Below are 26,885 nucleotides of genomic sequence, written 5' to 3' on the forward strand. Positions count from 1 at the left end.
CCGGCATGGACAAATCCGCTCCATGATGGTTCATGCGGCCATGCTTAAACGATCCTACGACTGGTTCCTCGCCGCCGCCGACAAGCCGTACGCATTGTGGATTATGGCGGCGGTATCGTTCGCGGAAAGCTCGTTCTTCCCGATCCCTCCCGACGTCATGCTGCTGCCGATGTCGCTGGCGCGGCCGAAGCGGGCGTGGTGGTTCGCGACCGTGTGCACGATCGCCTCGGTTGCCGGCGGTGTGGTCGGATATGCCATCGGCGCGCTGCTGTACGACTCGGTCGGGCAGTGGCTGATCAACGTCTATGGTCTCAGCGGCAACGTCGAAGCGTTCCGTCAGTCCTATGCCGAATGGGGCGCGCTGATCATCATCGGCAAGGGGTTGACGCCGATCCCCTACAAGCTTGTCACCATCACGTCAGGATTCGCCGGCTACAATATCTGGCTGTTCATCCTGTGCTCGATCATCGCGCGCGGCGGACGCTTCTTCGTGGTCGCGATCCTGCTCAACCGTTACGGCGACCTCATTCGCAGCGAGCTGGAAAAGCGCCTCGGTTTCTGGGTCGCGATCGGCGCCGCGGTGCTGGTGCTCGGATTCGTCATCGCGGTTAAATTGGTCTGACCTGCGCGCGGGGCGCCTTGCCGGACCAAACGCTTCTGAACACGCCCGCTTCAGGCTACGCTCGCTCCATGCCTGATCGAATCGGCCATCTTTTCAAGTCATTCAGGACGGCGTTCGCGGCCGCTTGCCTCGCGCTGTCGATGCTGGCGCTCGCCTCGGACGCCGGCTGGTCGCAAAGCGCGCCTCAGCCCTCGCTCGGCGTGCAGTCGCCGGCCCAGCAGCCAGTGCCGCAGGGACCGGCCCCGCAGCAGATCGAACCGCCGCAGCAGCCGGAAAATCCCGGCCTGATCAACGAAATCGGCAAGCTGCTCGAGAAATCCAAATCGATCCTGCCGAGCCTGAAGAGCCCAGGCGAGACCGACCCCAACACCCGCGCCCAGGATACTGCAAAGGATGCTGCAAAGGATACCGGCGACAGCCGGCCGAACATGATGCTTCCGTCGATCATGGTCACCGGACGCGCGGCCTGCCTGGTGTCGGCCAATGGCGCGCCGGACTGCAAGGCCGGGGCCGACAGACTGTGCCAGACCAAGGGTTACAGGGAAGGCAAGAGCCTCGACACCGACGCGGCCGAGAAATGCTCGCCGAAAGTGTTCATCCCGGGCCGCAAGCGCGAACCGGGCGACTGCAAGACCGAAAATTACGTGACTCGCGCGATATGCCAGTAGCGCATGACCCGGAAAAGTGGGCACCGGTTTTCCGGTAGGGTCATGCGCAAGAAATAGCGCCAAAACGCAATACTTGACACTGGAAAGATTGCCTTGTTGGTATGACGTCCGGCATCTCTTGAGATATCTCTTGGCAGATGCCCCGTACCAGTTCCGGAACACGCGAAAGGATTGTTTCGAATGTCCATGCCTGCCTTGTTCAAGGGCCGTCTGTCGATCCCCGTCATCGGTGCGCCGCTGTTCATCATTTCCGTGCCTGATCTGGTGATCGCGCAGTGCAAGGCGGGTGTGGTCGGATCGTTTCCGGCGCTGAACGCGCGGCCGCCGGCGCTGCTCGACGAATGGCTGGCGCGGATCAAGGAAGAACTCGCGGCTCACGACAAGGCGCATCCCGATAGGCTCTCGGCACCGTTCGCGGTCAACCAGATCGTGCACAAGTCGAACAACCGGCTCGATCAGGATCTGGCGCTTTGCGAGAAGCACAGGGTGCCGATGATGATCACCTCGCTCGGCGCGCGCGAAGAACTCAACCAGGCGGCGCATGGCTGGGGCTGTGTCGTGTTCCACGATGTCATCAACCAGAAGTTCGCGCACAAGGCGGTTGAGAAAGGTGCCGATGGCCTGGTCCTGGTGTCGGCCGGCGCCGGCGGCCATGCCGGCGAGATCTCGCCACTGGCCTTCGTGGCCGAGACGAGGCAATGGTTCGACGGTCCGATCGCGTTGTCGGGCGCGATTGCCAACGGCCGGGCCATTCGTGCGGCACGCATACTGGGTGCCGACTTCGCCTATATCGGCTCGGCCTTCATCGCCACCGCAGAGGCCAATGCGGTGGAAGGCTACAAGCAGATGATCACGACCTCAGGCGCCGAAGACATCGTCTATTCCAACCTGTTCACCGGCGTGCACGGCAATTATCTGAAGCCGTCGATCGTCGCGGCGGGCATGGATCCCGAAAACCTGCCGACGTCAGATCCGTCCAAGATGAGTTTTGGCACGGATGCTTCGGGTGAGCGCGCAAAGCCTAAGGCCTGGAAGGAAATCTGGGGCAGCGGCCAAGGCGTCGGTAGCGTCGCAAAAGTCTTGCCTGCAGCCGAACTGATCGCGCGGTTCAAGAAGGAATACGACGAGGCAATCGATCCGCCGCTGTGATTTTCTTCCTTCTCCCCTTGTGGGAGAAGGTGGCCTAGGCGGCCTTCGGCCGCCGTTCTCTTAGAACGCCGATGCCCTGCATCGGCTATGGCGCCGGATGAGGGGTCTCTATCCTCATCTCAAAATGTTACCGTGAGGATAGAACCCCTCACCCGTCTTCGCTGCGCGAAGCCACCCTCTCCCACAAGGGGAGAGGGGAAGTGAGCATCACACGCTCAAGTTCATCCACACCGCCTTCGGCTCGGTGAAATTCTCGATCGCGGCCGAGCCGTGTTCGCGGCCGAAGCCGGAATCGCGCACGCCGCCCCATGGCAAGCGCACGTCGGTATAGCCATAGGTGTTGATCCAGACCGTGCCGGCCTTTGCATGCTTTGCGAAACGTTGCACCCGCCCGATGTCGCGGCTCCACACCCCGGCCGCGAGACTGTAGGCGGTGCCGTTGGCGATCCGCAGCGCATCGGCTTCATCTCTAAACTTGATGACGCTCACTACCGGGCCGAAAATCTCCTCCTGCGAAATCCGCATCTCGTGTTCGACATTGGCGAACACCGCGGGGCTGATGAAATAGCCGCGGGTGCCGATGCGTGTCCCGCCGGTGGTCAGCAGTGCGCCTTCCCTTTGGCCGATATCGACATAATCGAGGATGCTGTTCATCTGTTTTTCGGAGATCACGGGCCCGAGCGCCGTGGCGCGATCACCGGGATCGCCGATGCGGATCGACTGGGCGCGTTGCGTCAGCCGCTCGACCACTTCGTCGTAGACCTTCTCATGGACCAGTACGCGCGAGCCGGCCGAGCACACCTGTCCGGCGTTGAAAAAGATTGCTGACGCCGCCGCCTTGCTGGCGGCCTCGATATCGGCGTCGTCGAAGATCACGTTGGCGGACTTGCCGCCGAGTTCGAGCGAGACCCGTTTGAAGTTGCCGGCGGCGCCGCGCAGGATGCCGCGGCCGACGCCGGGCGAGCCCGTGAACGTGACCTTGTCGACATCAGGATGATTGACCAGCGCGTCGCCGACGACCCGGCCGGGGCCGGTCACGATGTTGAGCACGCCCGGCGGCAGGCCGGCTTCCAGCGCCAGTTCGCCGATCCGCAGCGCCGACAGCGAGGTCAGTTCGGCAGGCTTCATCACGATGGTGCAGCCGCAGGCGAGCGCCGGCGCCAGCTTCCACATCCCGATCATCAGCGGGAAATTCCAGGGAACGATCGCCGCGACCACGCCGACCGGCTCACGCACGGTGTAGGTCAGCGCGTCGTCCCGCGTCGAAACCACCTCGCCGTGGATCTTGTCGGCCCAGCCCGCGTAGTAGGTCAGCGTGTCGATCGCGGCTGGCAAATCCTGCCGGAGCACGCCTGAGATCGGCTTGCCGGCATCGAGGCTTTCGAGCGCGGCGATTTCGTCCGCATGCTTCTTCATCAGTTCCGCAAGCCGGAGCAGGATCCGCCCGCGCTCGGAGGCGCGCATGCTGCGCCAGGGACCCTCGAAGGCGCGGCGGGCCGCGGCTACGGCGCGATCGACGTCGGCCTCGTTGCCTTCGGCCACGGTGGTGATGACCTGTTCGGTGGCTGGATTGAGCGTCTTGAAGGTGCGTCCGGAAATCGAAGGCACGTGCTGGCCGTCAATCAGCAGCAACCGGGGCCTGACGGCCGCGATCGCGGGCGCCGTCGCGGCGTAATCATATGCAATAGACATCATATTTCCTCCGTTTCTGTATCTCAAACTAGGAGGGTTACCGCAGCAGTAAATATGATATGATCTGCCTATGGATCGCGAATATATGCAATCGACTTCATAGGCTGAGAGCCAATGCACCACATCGAAATCGAAACCGTCTGGCGATTTCACAAGGAGGGCAGCCCGCAGACCGCCGTGGTGATGCTCGGAATTCTCAACGAGATCCGCAAAACCGGAAAGCTCACCAGCGCGGCGACGCACGCCCAGCTGTCCTATCGCCACGTCTGGAATCTGGTCGAGCAATGGTCGGATTTTTTCGGCGTACCGCTGGTCGAGACCCATCGCGGCAAGGGCACGACGCTGACGGCGTTCGGCGAAAAACTGGTCTGGGCCGGTGAGCGGATGCAGGCCCGTCTCGGCCCGCAGCTTGAAAATCTGGCGCAGGAGCTCGCGACCGAGATCAAGCCCTTCCTGCACCAGCGTCCGTCCGTGATCCGCGTCCACGCCAGCCATGGTTTTGCAGTCTCAAAGCTGCGCGAACTGCTCGACCGCGAACCCGGGATCGGCGTCGATTTGCGCTATGTCAGCAATCAGAATTCGCTGCTGTCGCTGGCGCAGGGCGCCTGCGATCTCTCCGGCGTGCATCTGCCGCGCGGCGAATTGCGCATCCAGGGCATCCGCGCATGCAAGGAATGGCTCGATCCGCGCGAGGACCGCGTCATCAGTTTCGTGACGCGCGAAATGGGATTGATGGTCAAGCCGGGCAACCCGCTCGAGATTGCATCGATCAAGGATATCGTCGATCGCAAGGCGCGCTTTGTGAACCGCGATCATGATTCCGGAACGCGGCTGCTGTTCGATCAGTTGCTGGCGTTGCACAGGATCGACGAAGCGAAAATCAACGGCGCCCAGCAGATGGAATTCACCCACGCGGCGGTCGCCGCCTACGTCGCCAGCGGCATGGCCGATGTCAGTTTTGGCGTCGAGGCGGCCGCACGGCAATTCGGGCTCGATTTCATCCGCTTGCTGACCGAGGATTATTTGTTTGTCTGCAAGCGCGCGTTTCTGGAGACCGAACCGATGCGCCGCGTCATCGACATCATGAAGGGTCGCGAGTTCCAGCGCGAAGTGGCGAGCCTGCCCGGCTATGTCGCGACGGACACCGGCACGGTCTCAACCGTGAAGGCGTTTTTGGAGAGCGTGGGTAGCGGTATGGCGTGAGGACGTTCGCGAATCGCGACGCGTCTCCCTTCGTCATGGCCGGGCTTGACCCGGCCATCCACGTCTTACTTGGCTCAAGTGAAGCAAAGACGTGGATGCCCGGGACAAGCCCGGGCATGACGAGAAACAAAATGATATCGTCACACGTGGCCACGCTTGCGTTGATGGGATCATGACCGATGACAACGAAACAGGATCTAAGCGCGCGTGTCGCGTTGGTGACGGGTGGCTCGCGCGGCATCGGCGCTGCGATTGCTTTGATGCTCGCCGAGCAAGGTGCCGCGGTCGCGGTCAATTACCGTGAGCGCGCGGATGACGCGGAAGCGGTCGTCGCCAAAATCAAGGCCGGTGGTGGCCGTGCCATCGCCGTTGCCGCCGACGTGTCGCAGGCCGCTGCCGTCGCAAAGATGGTCGAACAGGTCGCGCGCGACCTCGGTCCGATCGACATTCTCGTCAACAACGCCGGCATCGCAATCGTGCGCAGCGTCGACGAACTTTCCGAAGCCGATTTCGACCGCACCATCACAGTCAATCTGAAGTCGGTCTTCCTGTGCACGCAGGCCGTGCTGCCGGCAATGCGGGCGCGCCAATGGGGCCGCATCGTCAATATTTCGTCGGGTGCCGCACGCGGCGCCGGCGCCATCGGCCCGCATTACAACGCCTCCAAGGCCGGCATCGAGGGACTGACGCGAGGGTACGCGGCGCGGCTCGTGAAGGAGGGGATCACGGTCAACAATGTGGCGCCGTCGCTGATTGAAACCGACATGATGCGCGGGCGCACCGATCTTGCGCGCAATATTCCGCTCGGACGAATGGGACAGCCTGAGGAAGTCGCGCAGGCCGTCGCGATGGTGCTCGGCAACGATTACATGACCGGGCAAACCATCATTCTCAATGGCGGCATGGCGTTCATTTGACGGATCAGTTCAACCGCGGTCTTGATGGGCCGGATGCAAACAGGAGAGATGTTGGTGTCGCTCGCCCCCGAAATCGCTGTGTCGCGCTGGTTCAATACCAATGAAGTGCAAACGCTCTCCGCGTTGCGGGGCCGCCCGGTCCTGCTCCATGCATTTCAGATGCTTTGTCCCGGATGCGTCGCCCATGGCACGCCGCAAACCCAGCGCGCCCATGAGCTCTTCAAGAACTCGGATCTTCAGGTCATCGGCTTGCATACCGTGTTCGAACATCACGCAGCCATGACGCCGGTGTCGCTGCAGGCCTTCATCCACGAATATCGCCTGACATTTCCGATCGGGGTCGATGAGGCCGGTGAGGAGACGCCGATACCGCTCACCATGGGGAGATATAGAATGCAGGGTACGCCAACCAGCATTCTGATCGGTCGAAACGGCAGCATCGTGCACCACGGGTTCGGGCAGCAAAGCGACATGGCACTCGGCGCGATCATCGCGGCGGAGCTTGCTGCCTGACAGGGCACTCGACTCCGCGAGGCAGAGCAGGCAGAAAGCTGTCTTCTCTCTCCAACCGAGATCCCTGATTGATGGACGCTATCTTTCGCGTGGACGGCAATAGCGTCCTCACCAGCCCTCACGCGGCGGGGCCGTGGGATCCGAGCATGCAGCACGGCTCGCCGCCGGCGGCATTGGTGGTCTGGGCGGCAGAAGCGTTGCCGACGCCGGTACCAATGCGGATCGCGCGGGTGACGGTCGATCTGATGCGCCCGGTGCCGGTCGCGCCGCTGACGATCGAGACCGAGGTTCTGCGCGAAGGCCGCAAGATCCAGCTCTGCGCGGTAAAACTTCGCGCCAACGGCGTCGTGGTGGTCGCCGCCACTATTTTGAAAATCAAGGTGCAGGCCAACGAGTTGCCGCCCGAGGCCGAGATCGAACAGGTCACGCTGCCCGGACCGGAACAGTCGCGGGTCGAGCCGGCGGATTTTTCTTCCAGCCCGTTCGTAACCGGCATGTCGCTGCGCGCCGCGCGCGGCCGGTTCGGCGTCCCCGGTCCAGGCGCGATCTGGTATCGCGTCGATCGCCCGATCGTCGAGGGGGCGGCGGTCTCTCGGGCAATGCGCGCGATGGTGGCTGCGGATTTTTGTAACGGCACTTCGGCGGTGCTGGATTTCCGGCAATGGACGTTTCTCAATGCCGACCTCACCGTGAATTTCGCGCGCCAGCCGGTCGGCGACTGGATGCTGCTCGACGCCGAATCCTGGATCGGCCCCGACGGAGCGGGCCTCGCGATGGCACGGCTGGCCGATGAACGCGGCTATTTCGGCCGCGCCGTCCAGAGCCTGGTGATCGAGCGGCGTTGACGCGAGGGCGATCGGGTGGTCCAGCCGTTCCGGCTCGGCACAAACCGATCAAATTGCCACCACTTTTGCTGACGGCCACTACTCACCTGTAACTTCGGGTAGCTCTCGTGTCGTTCTCCTGGCGCCACGCGGTCGCTGAATGAGTTGTCACAATTAATCACTCATTAACCAAATCAGTCCCATCTTTAATTATTCAGTAACCGGGAATGGGTGGATCCACCATGCAGGCAACAGCGGGGGCAACGCGACAATTGGTTCGCATGCGGGGCCGCTCGTATGTCGCCTTCGTATTCACACCGGAGATTCCGATTCTCGGCTGGCTCGAGGAGATCGATGCGACACTGGCGCGTTCGCCGGGGTTCTTCGTCGGTAAGCCTGTCGTGCTTGACCTGGCGGCGCTGGACCTCAGCCGCGCGGCCATCACCCACCTCGTCAATAATCTGGAAGAACGCAACATCCGCGTGCTGGGGATCGAGGGCGTGGATGCCGAAAAGCTTACCACCAGCATGCCGCCGCTTTTGACCGGCGGTCGTTCCTGCGTCATCACGCGAACCGAGCCTGCGGAAAAGCCCGAGGAAAAGGTCGAGGCCAAGCCGAAGCCGAACTCGCTGCTGCTCGACAGCCCGGTCCGCTCGGGCCAGTCGATCGTCTTCACCGATGGCGATGTCACCGTGCTGGGTTCGGTCGGCTCGGGGGCGGAAATCGTCGCCGGCGGATCGATCCATGTGTACGGCACGCTGCGCGGCCGGGCGATGGCCGGCGTCAACGGCAATTCGTCGGCCCGGATTTACTGCCAGAAGATCGAGGCGGAACTGCTCGCCATCGACGGTTACTACCAGACTGCTGAAGAAATCGACGCCTCGCTGCGCAACCGCCCGGCCCAGGCCTGGCTGCAAGGCGACACCATGAAAATTACACCGCTGAACTAATCGGCTACGGAGATCAATTATGGCAAATGTCCTGGTCGTTACATCAGGCAAGGGCGGCGTTGGAAAGACGACGTCCACGGCCGCGCTCGGTGCAGCACTTGCCCAGGCCGGCGAGAAGGTCGTCGTCATCGACTTCGACGTCGGCCTGCGCAACCTCGATCTGGTGATGGGCGCGGAACGGCGAGTGGTGTTCGACCTCATCAATGTGGTGCAGGGCGTCGCCAAGCTCCAGCAGGCGCTGATCCGCGACAAGCGCCTGGAGAATCTGTGGTTGCTGCCCGCCTCCCAGACCAGGGACAAGGACGCGCTGACCGACGAAGGCGTCGGCCGGGTCATTGAGGAGCTGCGGACCAAGTTCGACTGGATCCTGTGCGACAGTCCGGCAGGCATCGAACGCGGCGCGATGCTGGCGATGCGTTATGCGGACCAGGCCGTGATCGTCACCAACCCGGAAGTCTCCTCGGTGCGCGATTCCGACCGCATCATCGGGATGCTCGATTCGAAGACCGTCAAGGCGGAGCAGGGCGAGCGGGTGATCAAGCACATCCTGATCACAAGGTTCGATCCGGCGCGCGCGGCACGCGGCGAGATGCTGAGCATCGACGACATCCTCGAGATTCTTGCTACCCCGCTGCTCGGCATCATCCCCGAGAGCCAGGACGTGCTGCGCGCCTCGAATGTCGGCTCTCCCGTCACCCTGAACAATGTGGCCAGTGCGCCGGCCCGCGCCTATACCGACGCGGTCCGCCGCCTGATGGGCGAAACCGTCGACATGGTCGTACCGACCGAACGCAGGGGGCTGATGAACCGATTGCTCGGACGGAGGGCGGCATGAGCATGAATTTGCTTCGACTGTTCAGCGGCCGCAAGGCAACCGCCCCGGTGGCGCGGGAGCGGCTGCAGATCCTGCTGGCGCACGAGCGCGGCCTGCGCGGCCAACCTGACCTGCTGGCGACGCTGCGCGAAGAGATTCTCGCGGTGGTCTCAAAGCACATCCAGCTCGATCCCGACAAGGTCACGGTCAAGCTGGACCGGGGACCTGCGGTGTCGACGCTCGAGGTCGATATCGAAGTGCCGAATAATTTCGAGAAGACCAAGGCTCACGCTGAAAGGCGAGCAGGGGCGGCTTGATACCGCCCTGGCAGCCGCGCCGTGGCGCGGCGGCGGGGTCGTCTGGTCGCCGCTCCGTGGTACCGCCGCGTGGTTCGTCCGCCTACGCCTACCGCAGCGGGCCTCGGTACCATCGCTGGCATCGCGGCCACCGTCACCACTGGTGAGAGGAACCGGTGGGGACAAGTGGCAATCCCGGCCGTTAGTTCGCCGTGGAAAGTTGAGGAGGCAGTTATGCCAGTGCTTTTGTCATGGGCTGTTCCCGCTGTGATTGTCGTAGGTGGAGTTGGATATTATTTGGTTCGCGCAGTTCATTAGCGCTACCTGGATAAGAGAAAAGCCCGCGGCCGAACCGGCTGCGGGCTTTTTGCATGTAGTAATGATGCGGCTTGAATAGCCGCATCATTGAGCAAGTCGTCAATCGATCTCGTGGACGATCGTGCGGGTGCCCGGATCGACCAGCATCACGCGATCGTTAGAGTAAACGTACCGGTATTTGCTGACAGACGGTCCCCAATCCGCGGGCACGGCCTCCAGCTCCACGCTGGTCGGGATCTTGGCGCCGACGACGAGGCGTTCCTGCGTCGTGATGGGCCGAACCTTCTTCTCGGTTACGTAAGTCTTAATCTTGGTTCGATATTCCGGCTCGATCTGAACGGTAGCGTGGCCGGTGCCGGTTGTGACGGTCGTCTGAGCAATGGCAGCGGTGGCGAAAAGCGACGCGGCAGCGGCAATCGTCAAGAGCTTTTCATCGGTGATCTCCAATCCGCTTGAGCGCGGACCTGCCTAACGTTGAGGCGAAAAGAACGTTCCACTTTTTCCCGACCTCGGTCGGTCACCCGAGATTTGCAGTTGGGACAGACGGAACGTGGAATCCTGGCTCCGGGGACATCCTGCACCGCGCTGTGACCCTCTAAGTTTCGGCGGCCGCAGTTGAGGCCCCTATTTCTGCGCACGATTTGTCGGGAACAAGTGGCAATCGCTCCGAGTTGGAGTCCTGTCTAATGGGATTTAGACATCGTGCCTTCACGGCCTCAGCGCACGCTTCCCCCTTAGTCGCTGGGGCCGTTTTTCCCGCTGCAGGGAGTTGGCATCATCTCGACAGCTAGCTATGACCCCTTTCAGATACAGAACTTGGACTATTGAAGATGGCGAGCGATTGAAGTCGCTGGTTGCTGGTGATGTTTCCGCCGCGCGCGCGGCTTCAATCTTTCGTTGTTCGCTCGACTCCATTCGCACGCGAGCCCGAAAGCTGGGCGCGCCGTTCCCTTCTGTAAGGGACGTCCGTAAACGTAACGCGAGCAGATTCACCGAAGCGGAAGCGGCCTTGTCAGCTCACAAGGCACAAGAAACGATTTTATCCAAGACGCCCCGTGGAGGCGGCCAGTAGCTCCAAAAGCACCGGCCCCAGCGCCTTTCGTCTCGTCCACGGCTTTTCACGGGCTAGTGCCGATAATACCTATACGGCCGCTCCCATACGAATGTCGAGCCGAAGCGGTATGGCAGCGGATCATAACCGATCAAGTATGCAGTTCTGATGCGATAGTGCCGATAGCGAACGCCCCGGGTAGAGAGGCGCGAGGTGCTGCACACGCACCGCTGACGCGAGCTGAAGTCGGACGCCGCACTTTCGTGCGGCTTCAGCGCACCGGCGGATGCTTGATCCGAAAGGATGCAGAGCACACTCAAGAGGACAATCGACAGCAGACGAATCATGGCAAAATACTTTCCAAAACACCGAGCCTAACGGCGCAAAGGAAAGCAAGTTCCCGGACCCGGTCAGGCTGTCACGTGAGGATGCCGCAGCCCGGCGGGCCGGCATTATTTGCCAGCCCTGCATTTGCCAGCCCTGCGGCACGTCCCACGGCGGGAACGAATCACCGCAGCCTCGCTTGAATCCCGGTTCTGTTGCGTGGAGTTGCTTTGATGCGGGCGTCCAATTGATGCGGCGGCCGCATTTCCGGGGACCGCGCCGGGCGCGAGCAAATCGTCAACATCCGGGCCGGAACGCTTGACGACACGACCTGGCTGACGCCGGTCGCGCAGATGTTCATGAAGAGCGCGCAGCCGTGGATCGCCCCCGCAGCAAACGCCGAATGCCACGAGATCGGCCCGGGTGATTTCGCCCCGCTGGGCGAGAAATGGCGCGCGATTGGCCGGGGTTCTTCCCGCAATAGTTCCATTGCGAGGGAACCGCATGATGCCCCAACGGTTTACATCCGGTTAGGGGGTGTTTTATGAACTCGTTGGGTTTGGCTGCGAAAGCGAGAACCGGCATTTGGGGGCTGGACGATATTCTCGCCGGCGGGTTTTCCCGCGGTCACCTTTTTCTCGTTGAAGGAGCGCCGGGTACCGGCAAGACGACGATCGCACTTCAGTTCCTGCGGGAGGGTGCAAAAAGCGGCGAGAAGACACTTTACATCACACTGTCCGAAACCGAACGCGAACTGCGCGATGGCGCCGCGTCGCATGGCTGGACGCTCGATCAGGGGATCGCGATCTACGAATTGCTGCCCCCCGAGAGTCTGCTCGATTCGGAGCAGCAACAAAGCCTGCTCTATTCGTCTGATCTTGAACTCGGCGAGACCACCAAGCAGATTTTTGAGGCGGTCGAGCGTCATAAGCCGAGCCGGGTCGTGCTCGACAGTCTTTCGGAAATCAGGCTGCTCGCGCAGAACTCGTTGCGCTACCGGCGGCAGATTCTCGCGATGAAGCACTACTTCGCCAAGTTCGGTGCCACCGTGATCATGCTCGACGATCTCACGGCCGAAGTGATGGACAAGACGGTGCACAGCGTCGCGCATGGTGTGCTGCGTCTGGAGGAACTGGCTCCCGCCTACGGCGCCGAACGGCGGCGCACCCGCGTGGTGAAATATCGCGGCACAAAATTCCGCGGCGGCTACCACGACATGACGATCACCACCGGCGGCGTGAACGTATTTCCACGCCTGGTCGCGTCGGAACATCGCACCAGCTTCACGCGCGGCAGGCTCACGAGCGGCATCACCGAACTGGATCAACTACTCGGCGGCGGCGTCGACCGGGGTTCGAGCACGCTGGTGCTCGGTCCCGCGGGGACCGGAAAGTCCCTGATCTCGATCGTGTTTATCGTTGCTGCCGTCGCGCGCGGGGAAAAGGCAGCCCTATTCGTTTTCGACGAAGAGATGGGGTTGCTGTACGAGCGCATGAAGGGGCTCGGCATCGACCTCGATGCCATGCAGCGGTCCGGCGGCCTGTTCATCGAGCAAGTCGACGCGGCTGAACTCTCGCCCGGCGAATTTGCGCATCGCGTCCGCAAAAGGGTCGACGAGGACCGGATCAAAACGGTCGTGATCGACAGCCTCAATGGCTATCAGGCCGCGATGCCGGAGGAGAACTCGCTGATCCTGCACATGCACGAGCTCTTGCAGTACCTCAACCGGCAGGGCGCCTCGACGTTCATGACGGTGGCGCAGCATGGTCTGGTCGGCGACATGAAGGCGCCGATTGATGTCACCTATCTTGCCGACACCGTGATCCTGCTGCGTTACTTCGAGGCACTCGGGCACGTGCGACGGGCGATCTCGATCATCAAGAAACGCACTGGTTCGCACGAAACGACCATTCGCGAGTATCGAATCGACAATCGCGGCCTCTCTCTCGGAGAGCCCCTTATCGACTTCCACGGAGTGTTGCGCGGAGTTCCGATTAATACGAATGCGGATAAGCCGTTGCGGGAAGAAGAGCCGTGAAGCCCGGCGCGTCGTCCGAGCGGGCTGTGATCCTGGCGCCCAAGGGGCGTGATGCCGCCGTCGCCTCGGTGCTGATTCGCGAAGCGGGTTTCTACGCCAATATCTGCGGCGATCTTGCAGCCCTCGTGCAGGAGATCGAAGGTGGCGCGGGCCTTGCCGTGATTGCCGATGAGGCGATCAAGACCGCGGATCTGCGCGGACTCGTGAGCTGGCTCAACGGCCAGCCGTCATGGTCGGACTTTCCAATCGTGCTGTTGACCCATCAGGGCGGCGGTCCGGAGCGGAATCCCGACGCGGCGCGGTTGGGTCAGGCACTCGGCAACGTCACCTTCATTGAGCGTCCTTTCCATCCGACGACGTTGGTCAGTATCGTCGGCTCGGCGGTCCGCGCCCGGCGCCGTCAATACCAGACCCGTGCGATTCTGGCCGATCTTACCGAGAGCGAAAACCTGCTGCAGACGGCGCTGAATGCCGGGCATCTCGGGGCGCTCGAACTGCATTTGCCGGAATACAAACTCGAAGCCTCGGAAACCTGCGCGCGCTTTTTCGGCCGCAAGCCGGGCGAGTCTTTCACCTTTCAGGATTTGTCGGCTGCGGTTCATCCCGACGACCGGGAGCGCCGTCTTGAAGCCATCGATCACGCGATCAAAACCGGTGGGGACTACCGCATCGAATATCGGATTATCTGGCGCGATGGTTCGCTGCACTGGGTGGACACCCGCGCCCGCGCGGTCCGTCGGCCGGACGGCAGCATCAAGTCGCTAGTCGGCGTCTGCTCGGACATCACTGCTCGAAAGACCGCCGAGATCGAACGCGAGAAGCTGATGGAGCAACTGGCGACGGAACGCACGGCGTTGGCCGAATTGACCGCAAACCTCGAACAGCGCGTCGAACAGCGCACCGCCGATCTGATGAAGGAAGTCGCCGCGCGTGAAAGGGCGCAGGAACAATTGCGCCAAGCGCAGAAGATGGAGACGATCGGACAGCTTACCGGCGGCGTGGCGCATGATTTCAACAATCTGCTGATGGCCGTGATGGGCAACCTCGATCTGTTGCGCAAGCGCATGCCCGACGATCCCCGGCTTCGCCGCCTGGTTGACGGCGCCATGCAAGGCGCGGAGCGGGGTGCCTCGTTGACGCAGCGCCTGTTGGCCTTCGCGCGTCAGCAGGATTTGCGCGCAGTCTCGGTCGATCTCCGTTCGCTGATTCAGGATATGACCAACCTGCTGGAGCGGTCGCTTGGCCCGCGCGTCGCGGTGCGATTGGACATCGAGGACGGCCTGCCTCCGGCGCGTATTGATCCCAACCAGCTTGAGCTTGCGATCCTCAATCTGGCAATCAACGCGCGTGACGCTATGCCCGACGGCGGTCCGATCGACATCAAGGTGGACGAGCAGAGCATCACCAGGGATGCCGTGTTGGCGCCGGGCCATTACCTCAGGCTGTCCGTCATCGATACCGGTACCGGCATGACATCAGAGACATTGGAGCGGGCGATCGAGCCATTCTTCTCGTCCAAGCCGCTCGGCAAGGGCACCGGCCTTGGCCTGTCGATGGTCCACGGCCTGGCGGTGCAGCTCGGTGGCACCTTGCGGCTTGCGAGCGCGGTCGGAAAAGGCACCACAGCGACGCTGCTGCTGCCGGTGGCTACCGCCGCACCGGAGGTCGAGGCTCCGGCGCCGGCGGCGCAAGGCACAAGACGTTCGGCCGTCATTCTGTTCGTCGACGACGATCCGCTGATTGCGATGTCGACCATGGAGATGCTGGAAGACCTCGGTCACCACGTGATTGGCGCCAATTCAGGCCTCCATGCGCTCGACATTCTCAGGAGCGAGCAGCCGATCGACCTGATGATGACCGATCACGTGATGCCCGGGATGACTGGTGTTGAACTTGCGGCTGCGACGCGCCAGGTGCGGCCCTCGCTGCCGATCCTGCTGGCAACGGGTTATGCCGAATTGCCTGAGGGCGCGCAGCTTGATCTGCCGCGGCTTGCAAAACCTTATCACCAGGATCAGCTGCGCGAACGGCTCGACCAACTGCTGGCGTGAGCCGGAAATTTACCCCACCATCCGGTCACGGCCGGTCCAGAAGCCGGCCTTCAGCACCTTCTTGTCGACCTTGCCGACGCCGGTCATCGGTAGTTCCTTAACGAACTGGATGTGCTTTGGCGCATGCGCCGAGCCTTTTTTCGTTTTGACGAGGTTGATCAGCTCATCCGCGTTCGGCTTCGCACCTTCGCGCGCCACCACGACCGCGGTGACGGCCTCGCCCCATTTGTCGTCGGGAACGCCGACCACGGCGACCATCGCGACATCGGCATGCTGCGACAAGACATCCTCGACCTCGCGCGGAAAAATGTTGAAGCCGCCGGAGACGATCATGTCCTTCTTGCGGTCGAGGATGAACATATAGCCGCGCTCGTCCTTGCGCGCGATATCGCCGGTATGCAGCCAGCCGTTCTTCAGGGTTTCGGCGGTCTGTTCCGGCTGCTTCCAGTATTCGGTCATCGCATGCGGCCCTCGCACGCAGATCTCGCCGGCTTCGCCGGTCGCGACTTCCTGGTCGTTGTCGTCGAGCACCTTGACCTCGCAGGCCGAGACCGGAAAACCGCAGGACAGGAACATTTCCGGCGTCTTCGGATCATGATCGGCCTTGCGCAGCACCGAGACCGGGTAGCACTCGGTCTGGCCGTAGAGCTGCGAGAACACCGGCCCGATCCGCTCGAGGCCTTCGACGAGGCGGCTCGGCGACATCGCGGAGGCGCCGTAGAGCAGCAATTCGAGCGAGGAGAGGTCGTGCCTGCCGAGCGCGGGGTGGTCCAGCAGCACGTAGATCATCGTCGGCACGAGCAGGGTAAAATTGATGCGCTCGCGCGCGATGGTCCTGAAGACAGCTTCGGGATCGAAACCCTTCAGCATATGCACGGTGCCGCCGCGCATCAGCGTCGGCAGCACTTTTGTCCCGGCGACGTGGCTGATCGGCGCCACCGCGAGATAGCTCGGGATATCCGGGATTTCGAAATCGGCCAGCGTAGCGTTGGCCCAGCCGCCATACTCGCGATGGGTGCGCAGCACGCCCTTGGATTTTCCGGTGGTGCCGCCGGTGTAGTTCAGAATCGCGATATCGTCCGGCGCGGCAAAATTGCGCGGGCTCGCGGTGCCGGCGGCATCGACCGCGGCCAGCAGATCAACCCCGCAAGCCGCCGGACCGAGCGTGAACACGGTTTTCACGCCTGTGGCCTTGGCCGCCAGCTCGCCGCCGCGATCGCGAAACGTATCGGCATCGATCACCAGCATCTCAGCTTCGCAATCCTCGATCTGAAACAGTTGGTCGTCGAGCGAGCCCAGCGGATGCAGCCAGGTGATCGCGAGCTGCGACAATTGCGCCGCGACGCCGGCGCACCAGCTGTCTGCGCGATTGGCGGTGAGGAACGCGACGCGCGCGCCGGGCTGAAGCCCGGTCTGCATGAATACTTTCTGGATGCGGCCGATCAGGTCGGTGGCGCTCTGATAGGTGATCGATCCGCCCGGCCAGGAGAATGCGACCCGCGAGGGATAGCGCGCCAGCGCCCGCAGCGTCTGCGTGCATGCCGGTGGAAACGCATGAAGCGGATTGCCCATCTTAGAATTCCTCCCTGTTGATGACATGTTGGTCACTCCGCCGTTGACCGGCTCTCGGACGTGAACGGATCCGCGCTATGGCAATGCCATCACGCTTTCTTCTTTCGGCTGGCACGCGGGGCGAGGCCGTTGACCAGGGTGGCGACGCAGGCATCGGCGACCTCTTCGGGCGTACCTGACCCATCGGGGTCGTACCAACGTGCAATCCAGTTCAGCGCGCCCGTGAGCGTGAAGGTCATCATCCTGGCGTTGCCGTGTCCTATCGAACCGTCGGCCATACCGACTTCGACCACGCGGCGCACGATCAGGTCGATCTCGCGCTTCAGCGCCCGGAATTTTGCGCGGCCCTCGATAGAAAGTTCGTGGTCGGCTGTGCGCGTCACGCACATCCCGAAGTCCTTCGTCATGATGACCGCATAGTCACGCATCAGCGCCGTGAGGCGTTCGAGACCGCTGCCGCCGCGGGACTCCACGGTCTCGGCGGCCTGACGGATGCTCTCGAGGCCGAGCCGCACGCACTCGAACAGGATTTCGTCCTTGTTGGCGAAGTAATGGTAGATGGTGGGCTTGGTGACGTTGAGCGAGGTGGCGACGTCGTCCAGCGAGGTCGCGTGGAAGCCGCTCTCGTTGAAGAATTGCACGGCGGCGTGCAGCACCGCTTCCCGCTTCGCGCCGCGCTCCCTTTCCCGTTCCTCCGCCTTTCGCCAAGGCGACTGCCGCGCCGTCGAACCCATGAACGATCCGTTTTTCGGAGGAAACGACCTTGAACTTTCCGATGAGTAAGTCCTATACTTGTCAGTATACAGATGTCAAACGCTACGGCGAATCCGCGGCGTGGACCCGCAAACCAGACCGCCGAGATGGAAACGCATTTGAATTCTCCCGATCTTCTCGCGCGCTTTCAGGATCGCCTCAGCCTGCCGCTGATCGCGGCGCCGATGTTTCTGGTCTCCGGCGTCGAGCTTGTGGTCGCCGCCTGTCGCAACGGCGTGATCGGCTCGTTCCCGACGGTGAATTGCCGCAGCCACGAACAACTCGAAGAATGGCTCAGCGAGATCGAAGGCCGCTTGCAGCGTCATTCGGACGAGAGCGGCAAGCCCGCCGCGCCGATCTGCGCGAACCTGATCGTGCATCGCTCCAATGCGCGGCTGGCGCAGGACCTCGCGGTGCTGCTGCGGCACAAGCCCGAGATCGTCATCACGTCGGTCGGATCGCCGGCACAGGTCGCGGCGCCGTTGCATGATGCCGGCGCGCTGGTGTTTGCCGACGTCGCCAGCATCCGCCACGCCGAACGCGCGGTAGAAGCCGGCGCCGACGGGCTGGTGCTGCTCACGGCGGGTGCAGGCGGTCAGACCGGCTGGCTCAATCCGTTCGTGTTCGTGCGCGCGGTGCGGACCTTCTTCGACGGGCCGCTGGTGCTCGCGGGCGGCATCAGCGACGGACATGCCTTGCGCGCGGCGCAGGCGCTTGGTTGCGATCTCGCCTACATGGGCACCAGATTCATCGCCACGCGCGAAAGCATGGCCGATATCAGGTACAAGGAGATGCTGGTCGCCAGCAGCGCCGATGACATTCTGCTGACCACGGCTTTCACGGGCTTGCAGACCAACATGCTGCGGCCGTCCATCGAAGCTGCCGGCCTTGACCCTAACGATCTGCCGGCGCGCGGCGCCATCGATATCGGCAAGGACATCGACATCGGCGCCCGTGAAAGTCGCCCCAAGCGCTGGAAAGACATCTGGAGCGCCGGCCATTCCACCTCGGGCGTGACGGAAGTGCTTGGCGTCGATGAGCTCGTTGCGCGGACGCTAGTCGAGTATCGCGCGGCGGCGGCGAAAATCCAGATCACCTAAGCCGTTCTAGTTCACGCTACCTCGTCATGGCCGGGCTTGTCCCGGCCATCCACGTCTTTGCTGCGAAAAGCAAGACGTGGATGCCCGGCACAAGGCCGGGCATGACGAGCAAGATGCCAAAGTCCGGATTGCTGCGCACCTAATTCGCTACAAAATACCAATTCTTGTCGTAGTGAACGAGCTGGCTCGGCGGCTTGTCGTCGAACTCGAAGAAATCCTTGGGATCGCTGCCCGGCGGCACGTGCAGGAAGCCGGTGAAATAGTGTTTGAGGCCGCGCGAGGTCAGGAACAGCACGTAGGTGCCGTCCTTGGCCGTGTCGACGACGATGTCGTTTCCGCCGGCGGAAACCTTGGGCTCGGTTGCGCCCAGCGCGATCATGGATTTGTTGTAGGGGACGTTCGGCTTGAGCTCGCCGGCCTCGACGCGGGCCACGATCCGTTCGCGATCGGCGCGGTGCCAGTGGAAATTCCGTTGCAGCGCGACTTTCTGTAACGGTGCGTAAACCAGCAGCGCCAGCGTCGCGGCGCAGATCAGGAACGGGATCGCGAATTTCGTCCCGCCCCGTGGGATGCGAAGCAGCAGCGTTGCCGTCCATAGGCAGCAGCCGAAGAACAGCAGCGCCATCAGCGGCAGAATGCCGAGCAGCACAAAACCGGACGGCCAATCGGCCATCGACAATTCGAAGGTCGCCAGCAGCAGCGTGCCGATCGAAATGCCCGCGGCCGCCAGCAGCGCTGATCGGACCGACGGCCCGTCCGGGGCGGTCGTCGCTTCCTGAGTTGTTTCCGCCATGCTGGGTAGTTTCTCGTGCCGTTTCCGGATTAACGGGCCATTAACCAAATCCGCCCCAACAATAGAACCACAGGATAGCCGGCCGCACCGCCGGGCGATCCGCAAATAAGGGGGCGCAAGATGGATTTCGATCAGTTTTATGCCAAAACCCCGGCCACCATCGACGAGATCAGGTGGCGGGTGACCCGCGCGCTGGACCGGCATCCGCTCTGCCGCAACGTCGAATTCGACATCGTCAGCATGCCCCGCACCGGCAAAAGCAACTGGACCATCAGCCTGCGCTCGGTCGCCCCCGATGCACTCTGGGAGGCCTCCGATATCGTGGCCGACATCCAGGAAGCCTACGATCTGGCCGCGGCGGCCTGATTTTTTGCCGATTTGACGCGATTCTCGCACGTTTCAGCGGGCACTAACTCCTTGAGCGGCATGGTAAAGCCTTAATTACCGTCCAGTTTTCAGCCACCCTCGGTAGCGTTTCCGAGCGAAGTGGATACCGGTTCGCGTCAAGAAAACGCGTTAAAAATTATAAAGACTAGAGCCGCGAGGCTCCAGGATCGGCGGAATGGAGACGTTTTTGACCAAAGCCATTACGATCGTTGCGTTGACCTGTTTCCTCGTAGTGGCCGCCGCCGCCACCGCAATTCTCGGCCGCGACACCCTGTTCGCCGCGCATTACGAACTGGCCGCCGCACCTGCCGCATTCCAAAGCCCGGTCTCGAACAAGGAAAGCAAGAAGGACAAGCTCGCCATCGCGACGATGGCGCTGGCCGCCTATGAGCCGCCGCAGGCTGCTCCCGTGCTGAGCGAGCCGCTGCGCCAGGCCTATGCCTCGACCGCGCCGGCCGATCTCGGAATTCCCAAAGTCGCCGCGCCCGCGATGGCGCCTGCTGCCGCACCGCCCAAGCCCAAGGCCGCCGCCAAGCCCGCTCCGCAAAAGAATTACGCGCTGCTCAGCGACGTCCAGATCGCCGGGATCAAGGAGCGCCTCAAGCTTTCTGCCTCGCAGGAATCCTATTGGCCGCCAGTGGAGACCGCGTTGAAGGCTGTCGCCCGCAAGATTCACGCAAAGCGTCAGGCCGATCCCAATGCGGCGGGCGGCATTCCGATCGATCCCGACGCTGAAGAAGTCCAGCAGTTGAAATCGGCTGCGATGCCGTTGCTGTTCCAGTTGCGCGAAGACCAGAAGAGCGAAGTGCGCTCGCTCGCCCGCATCATCGGGCTCGAAAAAGTAGCCTCCATGATCTGAGCGATTGCGGCGGCCGCAGCGCACGCCGCCGGTTCCATCGTTTCCACATTTTCCCATATCGGAACATCGGCCTTGGCCGCGCGTTTTCCCGCGTGGATCAAGGAGCCGAGCCAATGCGCACTTCGACGGCATATTTTGCAGGCGTGGGAACCGTGGTCGCGGCCGTTGTCGTGGGCCTCGGCGGCGGCGTGTTGATCTCGAACATCGTCAGCCCGCATGCGCCCAAGATCGAAACGAGCAAGCTTGAGCTGCGGATGTCGGAGAAGCCGATCCCGGCGAAGGCTTTGTCGGAACCGGCACCCAACGTGGCGGCGGTCGCAGCGAATGTACCGCAGAACCAACCGCAGAACGAATCCGTTACGACGACCTCGACGCAGGCCCAGCCCGCTGGAGCCGCAGCGAGCACGCCGCCCGCAGCGTCACCACAGCCGACGACCGCCGCACCCGTGACGCAGGCTGCTGCGCCCGAAAAGACAAATCCTGAACCGATAAAAACTCCCGAAGCCGCTTTTGCCAAAACGCGCGACAGCGATATCAGGGCGCGCGATGCCGCCGACGTGAAGTCACGCGACGTCGATATCAGGCGAGAGGCGAGACGCGCCACTGAGGAGAAGCGCAAGGCCGAGCGTCGTCAGCACTGGGTTGAACGACGCCGGCCGAGGCAGGATCAGGAGCTTCGCGAGGTCGAGGAGAGGGTTCGCGAAGAGACCGAGCCGCGCCACGTCTTTGCGGCCGAGCCGGTCGGGACGCCCCGGATCAGATTGTTCGATCTGGATTGATCTATCCTCAATCCGGATGATGCAATCGCATCAGCTATCCGCCGCGCGATTCCACCACCTTGCGGCAGGGGTCGGAGAGTTTCGCCTTGTGGTCGCGCAGGCAGGCGTTCATCTGCGGCGGCTTGCCGATATGCTCGGCGCAGAATTTCCCGGCATCGGAACGGCAAGCCATCTGCTCTTCGCGGGTCGGCCCGGATTGGGCTGAGGCCAGCGCACTGCCGGCGAGCAGGAAAATTAGCGAGGCTAGGGCGGTTGCGGCGGGCGTGGATTTTCGAACCGGCTTTTTCATGGATCACCTTGTCGGAGGGCGTTGGCGGGCTGAACGAGAGCCCGCGGAAACTCGTCGATGCCGGCCGCGCCGTCCATGCCATGTTCATGGCAGCGAAAACTCACCTGCAAACGCCCCGCGACATCGACACACCATCTTCATGGGATGTTGCACCACGCCGGTCTGGCCCAAGTACCTCTCCACGTCGGCTGCGGTGACCGGTCGGTCCATCGCAAGGCTGCACGGCAAAATCAGGAGAGGATACATGCTGAGGAATTCTGGATGGCTGAGCGCCGGTCTGACGGTGGCGGCACTTTCGACCGTGGCCGCGCTTTCGTTTGGCGCCGGTCCGGCCCAGGCCGCGGTGGTCTATTGCAAGACGGTCGGCGTGCCGCAGGGCTGCGTGGTGCGGCCGACGCCGGTGGCTGCGGTAGCGGTTGCCACGCCCCGCGTCGGCGTCGTTGGCGTCGGCGCGCGCGGCGTCGGTGTCCGCCCCGGCACAGCGTGGAATCGCGGCGGCCCGGTCAACCGCGTCGGGCGGCGGTAACCTCAACCATTCGCGTCGCTGTCGGGAAATCGGTGCGGCAAGGTCAGCCGCACCCGCGTTCCGCCGGCGCCAGATGTCAAATCGAGGCCGGCGCCGCAGCGCGCGGCGCGGCTTCGCATGTTGCGCAGGCCCCGCCCGGCGCTGCCTTCGGCGGAGGCTTCGCCATCAGGCGCCAGCGCAAAGCCTTTGCCGTCGTCCGCAATCGTAATACAGCCCTGATCGAGATCCGCTGCGCCGCGCCGCGTCTCGATGCTGACCGTGATGCGGCGCGCACTGGCGTGCTTGACCGCATTGGTCAGCGCCTCGTCCAGCAGCCGCATGATCTGGATCACATGCCAGGGCCGCAATTCCGGATGCACCGGCAGGCCAGGCGGCGTGATCTGCCAATCGAGTTCGATGTCGTGCGGGCGCAACTGCGCCATGGCGCGCTCGCGCCACGATCCCAGCGCCAGCATCAAATCGCCGCCGATGTCGTCCATGGAGTCGATGACAAGGCGCAGATCCTTCAGCGCCGCCCGGGCGGCGTCGCCAATACCAGCGCTCGCATCATTGCCGCGTTCGCTGAGCGCCACGATGCTGACGAGCTGGCCGCCGAGGCCGTCGTGCAGGTCGCGCATCAGCCGGGTGCGCTCGCGGGCCAATGCCGCGGCGCGCGCGCGTTCTTCCTCGCGGGCGAAACTGGCCTTCAATTTGTCCTCGGCCTCGCGCACCTGGGTAACGAGCCGGCCGGCAAAACTGTCGACCTGGTTGAGCGCGCGCGCGAACCGCCAGGTCAGCGCCGCGCCGATCGCCACCAGCATCGCCGAATAGGACAATCGCGAGAAGAAGATGCGCCGATCGGGCACGATCTGCAGCACGGAGAGCATGTCGTGAATCCAGCTGGTCAGCACGATGGTGACCGCGCAGCCCAAGAGGATGCTGGCGGCGTCCTGCCGCCGCAGCACCGCATTCCCTGATATCAGCGCCATCATCATGAGACAAAGCCCGACCGTCGGCGTGCCGATGAACAGATACAGCGACCGGACCGAAGCCTGGCCGCCGACCAGGCCGGCAACGGCGAGGATCACGCTGGGTGCGAAGATGATGAGGCCCCAGCGCGGCCATTTGCGGCCAAAGAAGAGAATGCCAAAGGCCAGAACAAGCCCGCTCTCGAGCGGCGCGGATGCGATCGCGATGGAATTGAGTGTGGCGTAGCGGGACTCGTCGAGCGGGGTCGACAGGAATGCCTGCAGGACGCCGACCGCCATCGCCGCCGCCAGCATGCCGTAAGCCGGTTCATGCCGTCGCATCACCCACATGATGGTCAGAATGACCGCGAGGATCGCCTGCCAGGCCGAAAACACGATCGGCAACGTGACGAACAGCAGCGCCCGCCGGTCGTAGTAGGGACGAACGACATTGTCAGGTCCAACGTAGGGCGTGTCGAGAAACGCCGAGATCGGGCCCCACACCAGCACGCGAATGGTGAGTTCGTTCGAACCGCCGTGCAGCAGCGCTGACGGAATCACCGCGATCTGCGGCGTGGAGCGGTCGGGCCGGTTGGCGACCGGATCGCGCCTGGTGTCCAGCACCACGACGCCGTTGACGGCGACTTCGGCGGCATTGGTGAAGCGCGGCAGATAGATCGACCAGGCGCGCGGCGATTGCTCTGCCGGAAATGTGAACCGGCCCGTATAGGTTGGCTGATCGTCGGCAGGCGACCGCGCGCTGGCGAAGTGCGGCAACGTGACGGAGCGCTCGGTGTCGCCTTGCCTCAGCCTGAACTCGGTCAAGGCATAATTTTCAGGTGGCGCGGGCAGCGGCTGCCGCAGGATGAAGCCGCACACGACCGCGATCAGCAGCTGCAGCAACACATATTGCAACAGGCGGGAGACCTGCAGCCGCCGGCGTACCTCGCCGGGAGGAGCCTCGATTGCGGCGTCCTCGCTCACAGCCGGATCAGGCCTTGCTGTACCGCCTCGAACACCGCTTCGCCCCGGGTGTGCACTTCGAGCTTGCGATAGATGCTCTTGATGTGCCCGGGCACGGTCTGCCGCGACAGGCCGAGATGGCCTGCGATTTCCGCGTAGCTGAAACCCTTGGCGATGCCCCAGAGGATATCGATCTCGCGTGGGGTCAATTTGGCGGTGTTGAGCGGCGGGCCGGGCGGCGGCTCCGGATTGTTCTGGGTCCGGCGCACGATGAAACGCGCGATCGAGGCCGAGATCGGCGAATGCCCCGCCACGAGGTCGCGGACGGTGGCCGCGATGTCGGTCGGAAACGCGTCCTTGAGTAAATAGCCGGTGGCGCCGACGGTGATCGCCGAGATCACACTCTCCTCGTCGCCGAGGATCGAGATCACCATGATCTCGGTGTCGGGAAAGCGCTGGCGGGTCTCGCGGATCAGATCGATGCCGTGCCCGTCGGGCAATTGCAGATCGGTCAGCAGCACTTTTGGCGCGGCCTGCGCCAGGCCGGCCTTGGCCTCGGCCAGCGTCGCGGCGGCACGAACCTGATAGCCGGCCTTGGTCAGCGCGTCCTGTAGCCGCCAGGAGGTCGGCGCGTCGTCTTCGACCAGCAAAACGGAAATGGCCTGCAAAAGCGGTTCATCGCTCAACGGCGTCATGGAATTGGCTCCGGCCGCCTGTCCCCCCGCGGCCCCGCGCGAGTTTAACCGTTCGACGGCGTTTTGGGACAGCCATATTCATGGGGGAGGGTCACATAGCGGGAGGAACCGTACCCTCACGGTGGACCTGCGGGCCAAACCTTTAAGTTGCGGGATAAAAAAGTAATCCGGTCGCAACGAACGCACCCCACACTTCGGGGCAGCTCATCAGGGCCGGATCAGGGATCCTTTCCAAGTGACGCCAAAAAACGAAATCCAGGCCGACCGGATCCGAAAATATCTCGGTCATTTGACGTCGCATGCGCGCAGCAGCCTGCTCGTCGAAATCGAGCGGATGCAGATGTATGACGAGGACATTTCGGGCTTCGAAATCATCCTGGCAGAACTACGCGCCGAGTTTCGCAAGAGCGGCGAGACCCACCATCGCATCGGCAATCCGTCGCGCTACTTCTTCAAGCCGATCGAAGCATTGTTCGTCGACCGCTCGCCCGAGCGCGCCAATTCCGGTCAGATATCGCGCGGGTCGCTGTCGGCGATCTGGGAATGGATCAACCAGGATCAGCTGCCATCGATGGCGCGCGATTATTGCGAGCAGATGAAGCAATTGATCGTGAAGGACATTCCGGACGAAGCCAGGCTGATCGTCGCCGGATTCCAGTCCAAGGTCGTCAAGACGATCGAGGGGCTTCTCGGCTCAGAACAGGGCGTTGCCGACGTACGAAGAGCTCTTGGCCAGTATACCGGCTCCCGCGCCAGCTTTGACGATCTCAAGAAGATCCTGCTGGCCTTGCGGCTCCGCGACGCCATCGTCGCCTTCGATGAAGCGCTGCCATCCAAGGTGGATGATTTCGACGGCGAGGCGCTTTCCAGGATACGCGGTCATCTCGACAATTTCGCGGCCAAACATCCCGAAGCGATGCCGTTTGCCCTGACCATGGTGACGAAGCACCTCAAGGAGCCATGGCAACTGGCCCGTCTCGCGACGAGGTCGGCGCGCAGCAAGAATGCCGCCGAGATCGCGGCGACCCGCTATGCGATCAGCATCGCCATGGTGCTCGACCAGCTCGACGACCAACGAATAGCGTTGAGCCACGCCTTGAAGCGCAACCGCATTTCGATCGCCCGGGATATTCTCACCGACATCTACGATATCGAATACGCGCTGCGGAGCTCGATCGATCGCATCGACCAGACCGATTGGGGACGAAAGCTCGACGCCGTGATGGCTGCGGTTGCGTCCGATCTGAAGGCTGAGCTGCAAACTCTGCCGGGAAATCTCCACCACGTCCTTGCATCGCATACGCTGCACCGTCATCACGCCGAACCAGTCGGACTGGCGTTCCTGGTACAGAAGGGCCGCAATTTGATCGGGCTTGGGCAGAGCTAGGGTGGGCTGAGCCCCGCCCGCGGACCCATCAGCATCGATGCACCCGCGGCATTCTGACCCGACGGGCAAATAACTTCTGGTTTCCGGAATTCGTGTCAAGCCCCGAAATAAAAAATATTTCTGTTTACCAGAACATAAATCAGGGGCATATAATTGCCCATCCCGTCCTACTCAGAAGGGCGTCGGCCGTCGTCACGGACGTTGGACGGGTTGCGGTGGACGCTGGTTTACGCCTCGACGACGGCGTGGATAAGCGTACGGCAAAACCGTGTGGTCCTGGCACCCGTTGCAGGTGTCAAGCTGTCGGGTCGGCGCAAGCTGAACCGGTGGTGACGGAGTCAACCAAGAACTCGTCTCCGGGGAGATCACGGCATAAGCCGTAAAGCCATTGCGCAGGGAAGGCCG

26 protein-coding genes are annotated in these 26,885 nt (G+C 62.8%); 18 read left to right on the forward strand and 8 right to left on the reverse strand.

From position 1 onward, the window contains the following. Positions 1-22: 22 nt before the first annotated feature. The 3 genes from JQ609_RS27935 to JQ609_RS27945 all read left to right on the forward strand — a co-directional run bounded on the left by JQ609_RS27935 (position 23) and on the right by JQ609_RS27945 (position 2,439). Positions 23-622: a YqaA family protein gene (locus JQ609_RS27935; RefSeq protein WP_212276084.1), complete on the forward strand. Its 600-nt coding sequence runs from the start codon at positions 23-25 to the stop codon at positions 620-622. A 68-nt stretch (positions 623-690) separates the two neighbouring features. Further along, positions 691-1,290, forward strand: a complete 600-nt coding sequence (locus JQ609_RS27940; protein WP_409411201.1) for a hypothetical protein — start codon at positions 691-693, stop codon at positions 1,288-1,290. Between the two features lie 180 nt (positions 1,291-1,470). After that, positions 1,471-2,439, forward strand: coding sequence for a nitronate monooxygenase family protein (locus JQ609_RS27945; protein WP_212276085.1), 969 nt, complete (start codon positions 1,471-1,473; stop codon positions 2,437-2,439). A gap of 207 nt (positions 2,440-2,646) precedes the next feature. Here the strand turns inward: JQ609_RS27945 and JQ609_RS27950 are convergent, their stop codons facing one another. Further along, complete coding sequence (locus tag JQ609_RS27950; protein WP_212276099.1) at positions 2,647-4,131, reverse strand: aldehyde dehydrogenase family protein; 1,485 nt, start codon at positions 4,129-4,131, stop codon at positions 2,647-2,649. Between the two features lie 114 nt (positions 4,132-4,245). Here JQ609_RS27950 and JQ609_RS27955 point away from each other — a divergent pair, with 114 nt between their 5' ends. From JQ609_RS27955 to minE, 7 genes are all read left to right on the forward strand, one after another. Further along, the gene (locus JQ609_RS27955) at positions 4,246-5,334 is read left to right on the forward strand and encodes a substrate-binding domain-containing protein (RefSeq protein WP_212276086.1); all 1,089 of its coding nucleotides are present in this window, start codon (positions 4,246-4,248) and stop codon (positions 5,332-5,334) included. A 179-nt stretch (positions 5,335-5,513) separates the two neighbouring features. Further along, on the forward strand, positions 5,514-6,251 hold the full coding sequence (locus tag JQ609_RS27960; RefSeq protein WP_212276087.1) for an SDR family NAD(P)-dependent oxidoreductase: 738 nt from the start codon (positions 5,514-5,516) through the stop codon (positions 6,249-6,251). Positions 6,252-6,299: 48 nt separating this feature from the next. After that, positions 6,300-6,764 (forward strand): peroxiredoxin, encoded by a 465-nt coding sequence (locus JQ609_RS27965; protein WP_212276100.1) that lies wholly within the window; start codon positions 6,300-6,302, stop codon positions 6,762-6,764. A 71-nt stretch (positions 6,765-6,835) separates the two neighbouring features. Continuing rightward, positions 6,836-7,609: a thioesterase family protein gene (locus JQ609_RS27970; protein WP_212276088.1), complete on the forward strand. Its 774-nt coding sequence runs from the start codon at positions 6,836-6,838 to the stop codon at positions 7,607-7,609. 221 nt (positions 7,610-7,830) lie between these two features. Beyond that, positions 7,831-8,538: a septum site-determining protein MinC gene (gene minC / locus JQ609_RS27975; RefSeq protein WP_212209838.1), complete on the forward strand. Its 708-nt coding sequence runs from the start codon at positions 7,831-7,833 to the stop codon at positions 8,536-8,538. A 19-nt stretch (positions 8,539-8,557) separates the two neighbouring features. After that, entirely contained in the window at positions 8,558-9,373 is an 816-nt protein-coding gene (gene minD, locus JQ609_RS27980; protein WP_212209837.1) for a septum site-determining protein MinD, read from the forward strand. Then, positions 9,370-9,669: a cell division topological specificity factor MinE gene (gene minE / locus JQ609_RS27985; RefSeq protein ID WP_212209836.1), complete on the forward strand. Its 300-nt coding sequence runs from the start codon at positions 9,370-9,372 to the stop codon at positions 9,667-9,669. Before minD ends, minE begins: the two co-directional genes overlap by 4 nt. A 396-nt stretch (positions 9,670-10,065) precedes the next feature. Here the strand turns inward: minE and JQ609_RS27990 are convergent, their stop codons facing one another. After that, on the reverse strand, positions 10,066-10,413 hold the full coding sequence (locus JQ609_RS27990) for a DUF1236 domain-containing protein (RefSeq protein ID WP_249128497.1): 348 nt from the start codon (positions 10,411-10,413) through the stop codon (positions 10,066-10,068). A 1,472-nt stretch (positions 10,414-11,885) separates the two neighbouring features. On the opposite strand from JQ609_RS27990, the gene JQ609_RS27995 reads away from it, so the two are divergent. Beyond that, positions 11,886-13,379, forward strand: a complete 1,494-nt coding sequence (locus JQ609_RS27995) for an ATPase domain-containing protein (RefSeq protein ID WP_212209834.1) — start codon at positions 11,886-11,888, stop codon at positions 13,377-13,379. After that, a complete protein-coding gene (locus tag JQ609_RS28000) occupies positions 13,376-15,430 on the forward strand; it encodes a hybrid sensor histidine kinase/response regulator (protein ID WP_212209833.1) in 2,055 nt (684 codons plus the stop codon). Before JQ609_RS27995 ends, JQ609_RS28000 begins: the two co-directional genes overlap by 4 nt. Before the next feature lie 9 nt (positions 15,431-15,439). On the opposite strand, the gene JQ609_RS28005 is transcribed toward JQ609_RS28000, so the two are convergent. Together JQ609_RS28005 and JQ609_RS28010 are read right to left on the reverse strand one after the other, a co-directional pair. Continuing rightward, positions 15,440-17,002 carry an AMP-binding protein gene (locus tag JQ609_RS28005; RefSeq protein ID WP_212276089.1) on the reverse strand — a complete coding sequence of 521 codons (1,563 nt, stop codon included), beginning with the start codon at positions 17,000-17,002 and terminating at the stop codon, positions 15,440-15,442. Positions 17,003-17,091: 89 nt separating this feature from the next. Continuing rightward, positions 17,092-17,736, reverse strand: coding sequence for a TetR/AcrR family transcriptional regulator (locus JQ609_RS28010; RefSeq protein ID WP_212276090.1), 645 nt, complete (start codon positions 17,734-17,736; stop codon positions 17,092-17,094). A gap of 126 nt (positions 17,737-17,862) precedes the next feature. Between JQ609_RS28010 and JQ609_RS28015 the strand changes: the two genes are divergently transcribed. Beyond that, positions 17,863-18,855, forward strand: coding sequence for a nitronate monooxygenase family protein (locus JQ609_RS28015; RefSeq protein WP_212276091.1), 993 nt, complete (start codon positions 17,863-17,865; stop codon positions 18,853-18,855). 139 nt (positions 18,856-18,994) lie between these two features. Here the strand turns inward: JQ609_RS28015 and JQ609_RS28020 are convergent, their stop codons facing one another. After that, positions 18,995-19,648, reverse strand: coding sequence for a hypothetical protein (locus JQ609_RS28020; RefSeq protein WP_212276092.1), 654 nt, complete (start codon positions 19,646-19,648; stop codon positions 18,995-18,997). A 120-nt stretch (positions 19,649-19,768) separates the two neighbouring features. On the opposite strand from JQ609_RS28020, the gene JQ609_RS28025 reads away from it, so the two are divergent. From JQ609_RS28025 to JQ609_RS28035, 3 genes are all read left to right on the forward strand, one after another. Beyond that, positions 19,769-20,014, forward strand: a complete 246-nt coding sequence (locus tag JQ609_RS28025; protein ID WP_192735271.1) for a hypothetical protein — start codon at positions 19,769-19,771, stop codon at positions 20,012-20,014. A gap of 208 nt (positions 20,015-20,222) precedes the next feature. Next, positions 20,223-20,894: a hypothetical protein gene (locus JQ609_RS28030; protein WP_212209899.1), complete on the forward strand. Its 672-nt coding sequence runs from the start codon at positions 20,223-20,225 to the stop codon at positions 20,892-20,894. Between the two features lie 113 nt (positions 20,895-21,007). Then, a complete protein-coding gene (locus JQ609_RS28035; RefSeq protein ID WP_212276093.1) occupies positions 21,008-21,673 on the forward strand; it encodes a hypothetical protein in 666 nt (221 codons plus the stop codon). 34 nt (positions 21,674-21,707) lie between these two features. On the opposite strand, the gene JQ609_RS28040 is transcribed toward JQ609_RS28035, so the two are convergent. Next, positions 21,708-21,962: a cysteine rich repeat-containing protein gene (locus JQ609_RS28040; RefSeq protein ID WP_212276094.1), complete on the reverse strand. Its 255-nt coding sequence runs from the start codon at positions 21,960-21,962 to the stop codon at positions 21,708-21,710. A gap of 244 nt (positions 21,963-22,206) precedes the next feature. On the opposite strand from JQ609_RS28040, the gene JQ609_RS28045 reads away from it, so the two are divergent. After that, entirely contained in the window at positions 22,207-22,488 is a 282-nt protein-coding gene (locus tag JQ609_RS28045) for a hypothetical protein (protein ID WP_212276095.1), read from the forward strand. 2 nt (positions 22,489-22,490) lie between these two features. On the opposite strand, the gene JQ609_RS28050 is transcribed toward JQ609_RS28045, so the two are convergent. Together JQ609_RS28050 and JQ609_RS28055 are read right to left on the reverse strand one after the other, a co-directional pair. Then, positions 22,491-24,419: a sensor histidine kinase gene (locus tag JQ609_RS28050; protein WP_212276096.1), complete on the reverse strand. Its 1,929-nt coding sequence runs from the start codon at positions 24,417-24,419 to the stop codon at positions 22,491-22,493. Further along, the gene (locus JQ609_RS28055) at positions 24,416-25,093 is read right to left on the reverse strand and encodes a response regulator transcription factor (RefSeq protein WP_212209824.1); all 678 of its coding nucleotides are present in this window, start codon (positions 25,091-25,093) and stop codon (positions 24,416-24,418) included. The genes JQ609_RS28050 and JQ609_RS28055 overlap by 4 nt, the downstream gene beginning before the upstream one ends. Positions 25,094-25,328: 235 nt before the next feature. Here JQ609_RS28055 and JQ609_RS28060 point away from each other — a divergent pair, with 235 nt between their 5' ends. Continuing rightward, the gene (locus JQ609_RS28060) at positions 25,329-26,480 is read left to right on the forward strand and encodes a hypothetical protein (RefSeq protein ID WP_212276097.1); all 1,152 of its coding nucleotides are present in this window, start codon (positions 25,329-25,331) and stop codon (positions 26,478-26,480) included. The last annotated feature ends 405 nt before the right edge of the window (positions 26,481-26,885 follow it).

It is taken from the genome of Bradyrhizobium sp. AUGA SZCCT0169, assembly GCF_018130085.1.
Classification (GTDB): domain Bacteria; phylum Pseudomonadota; class Alphaproteobacteria; order Rhizobiales; family Xanthobacteraceae; genus Bradyrhizobium.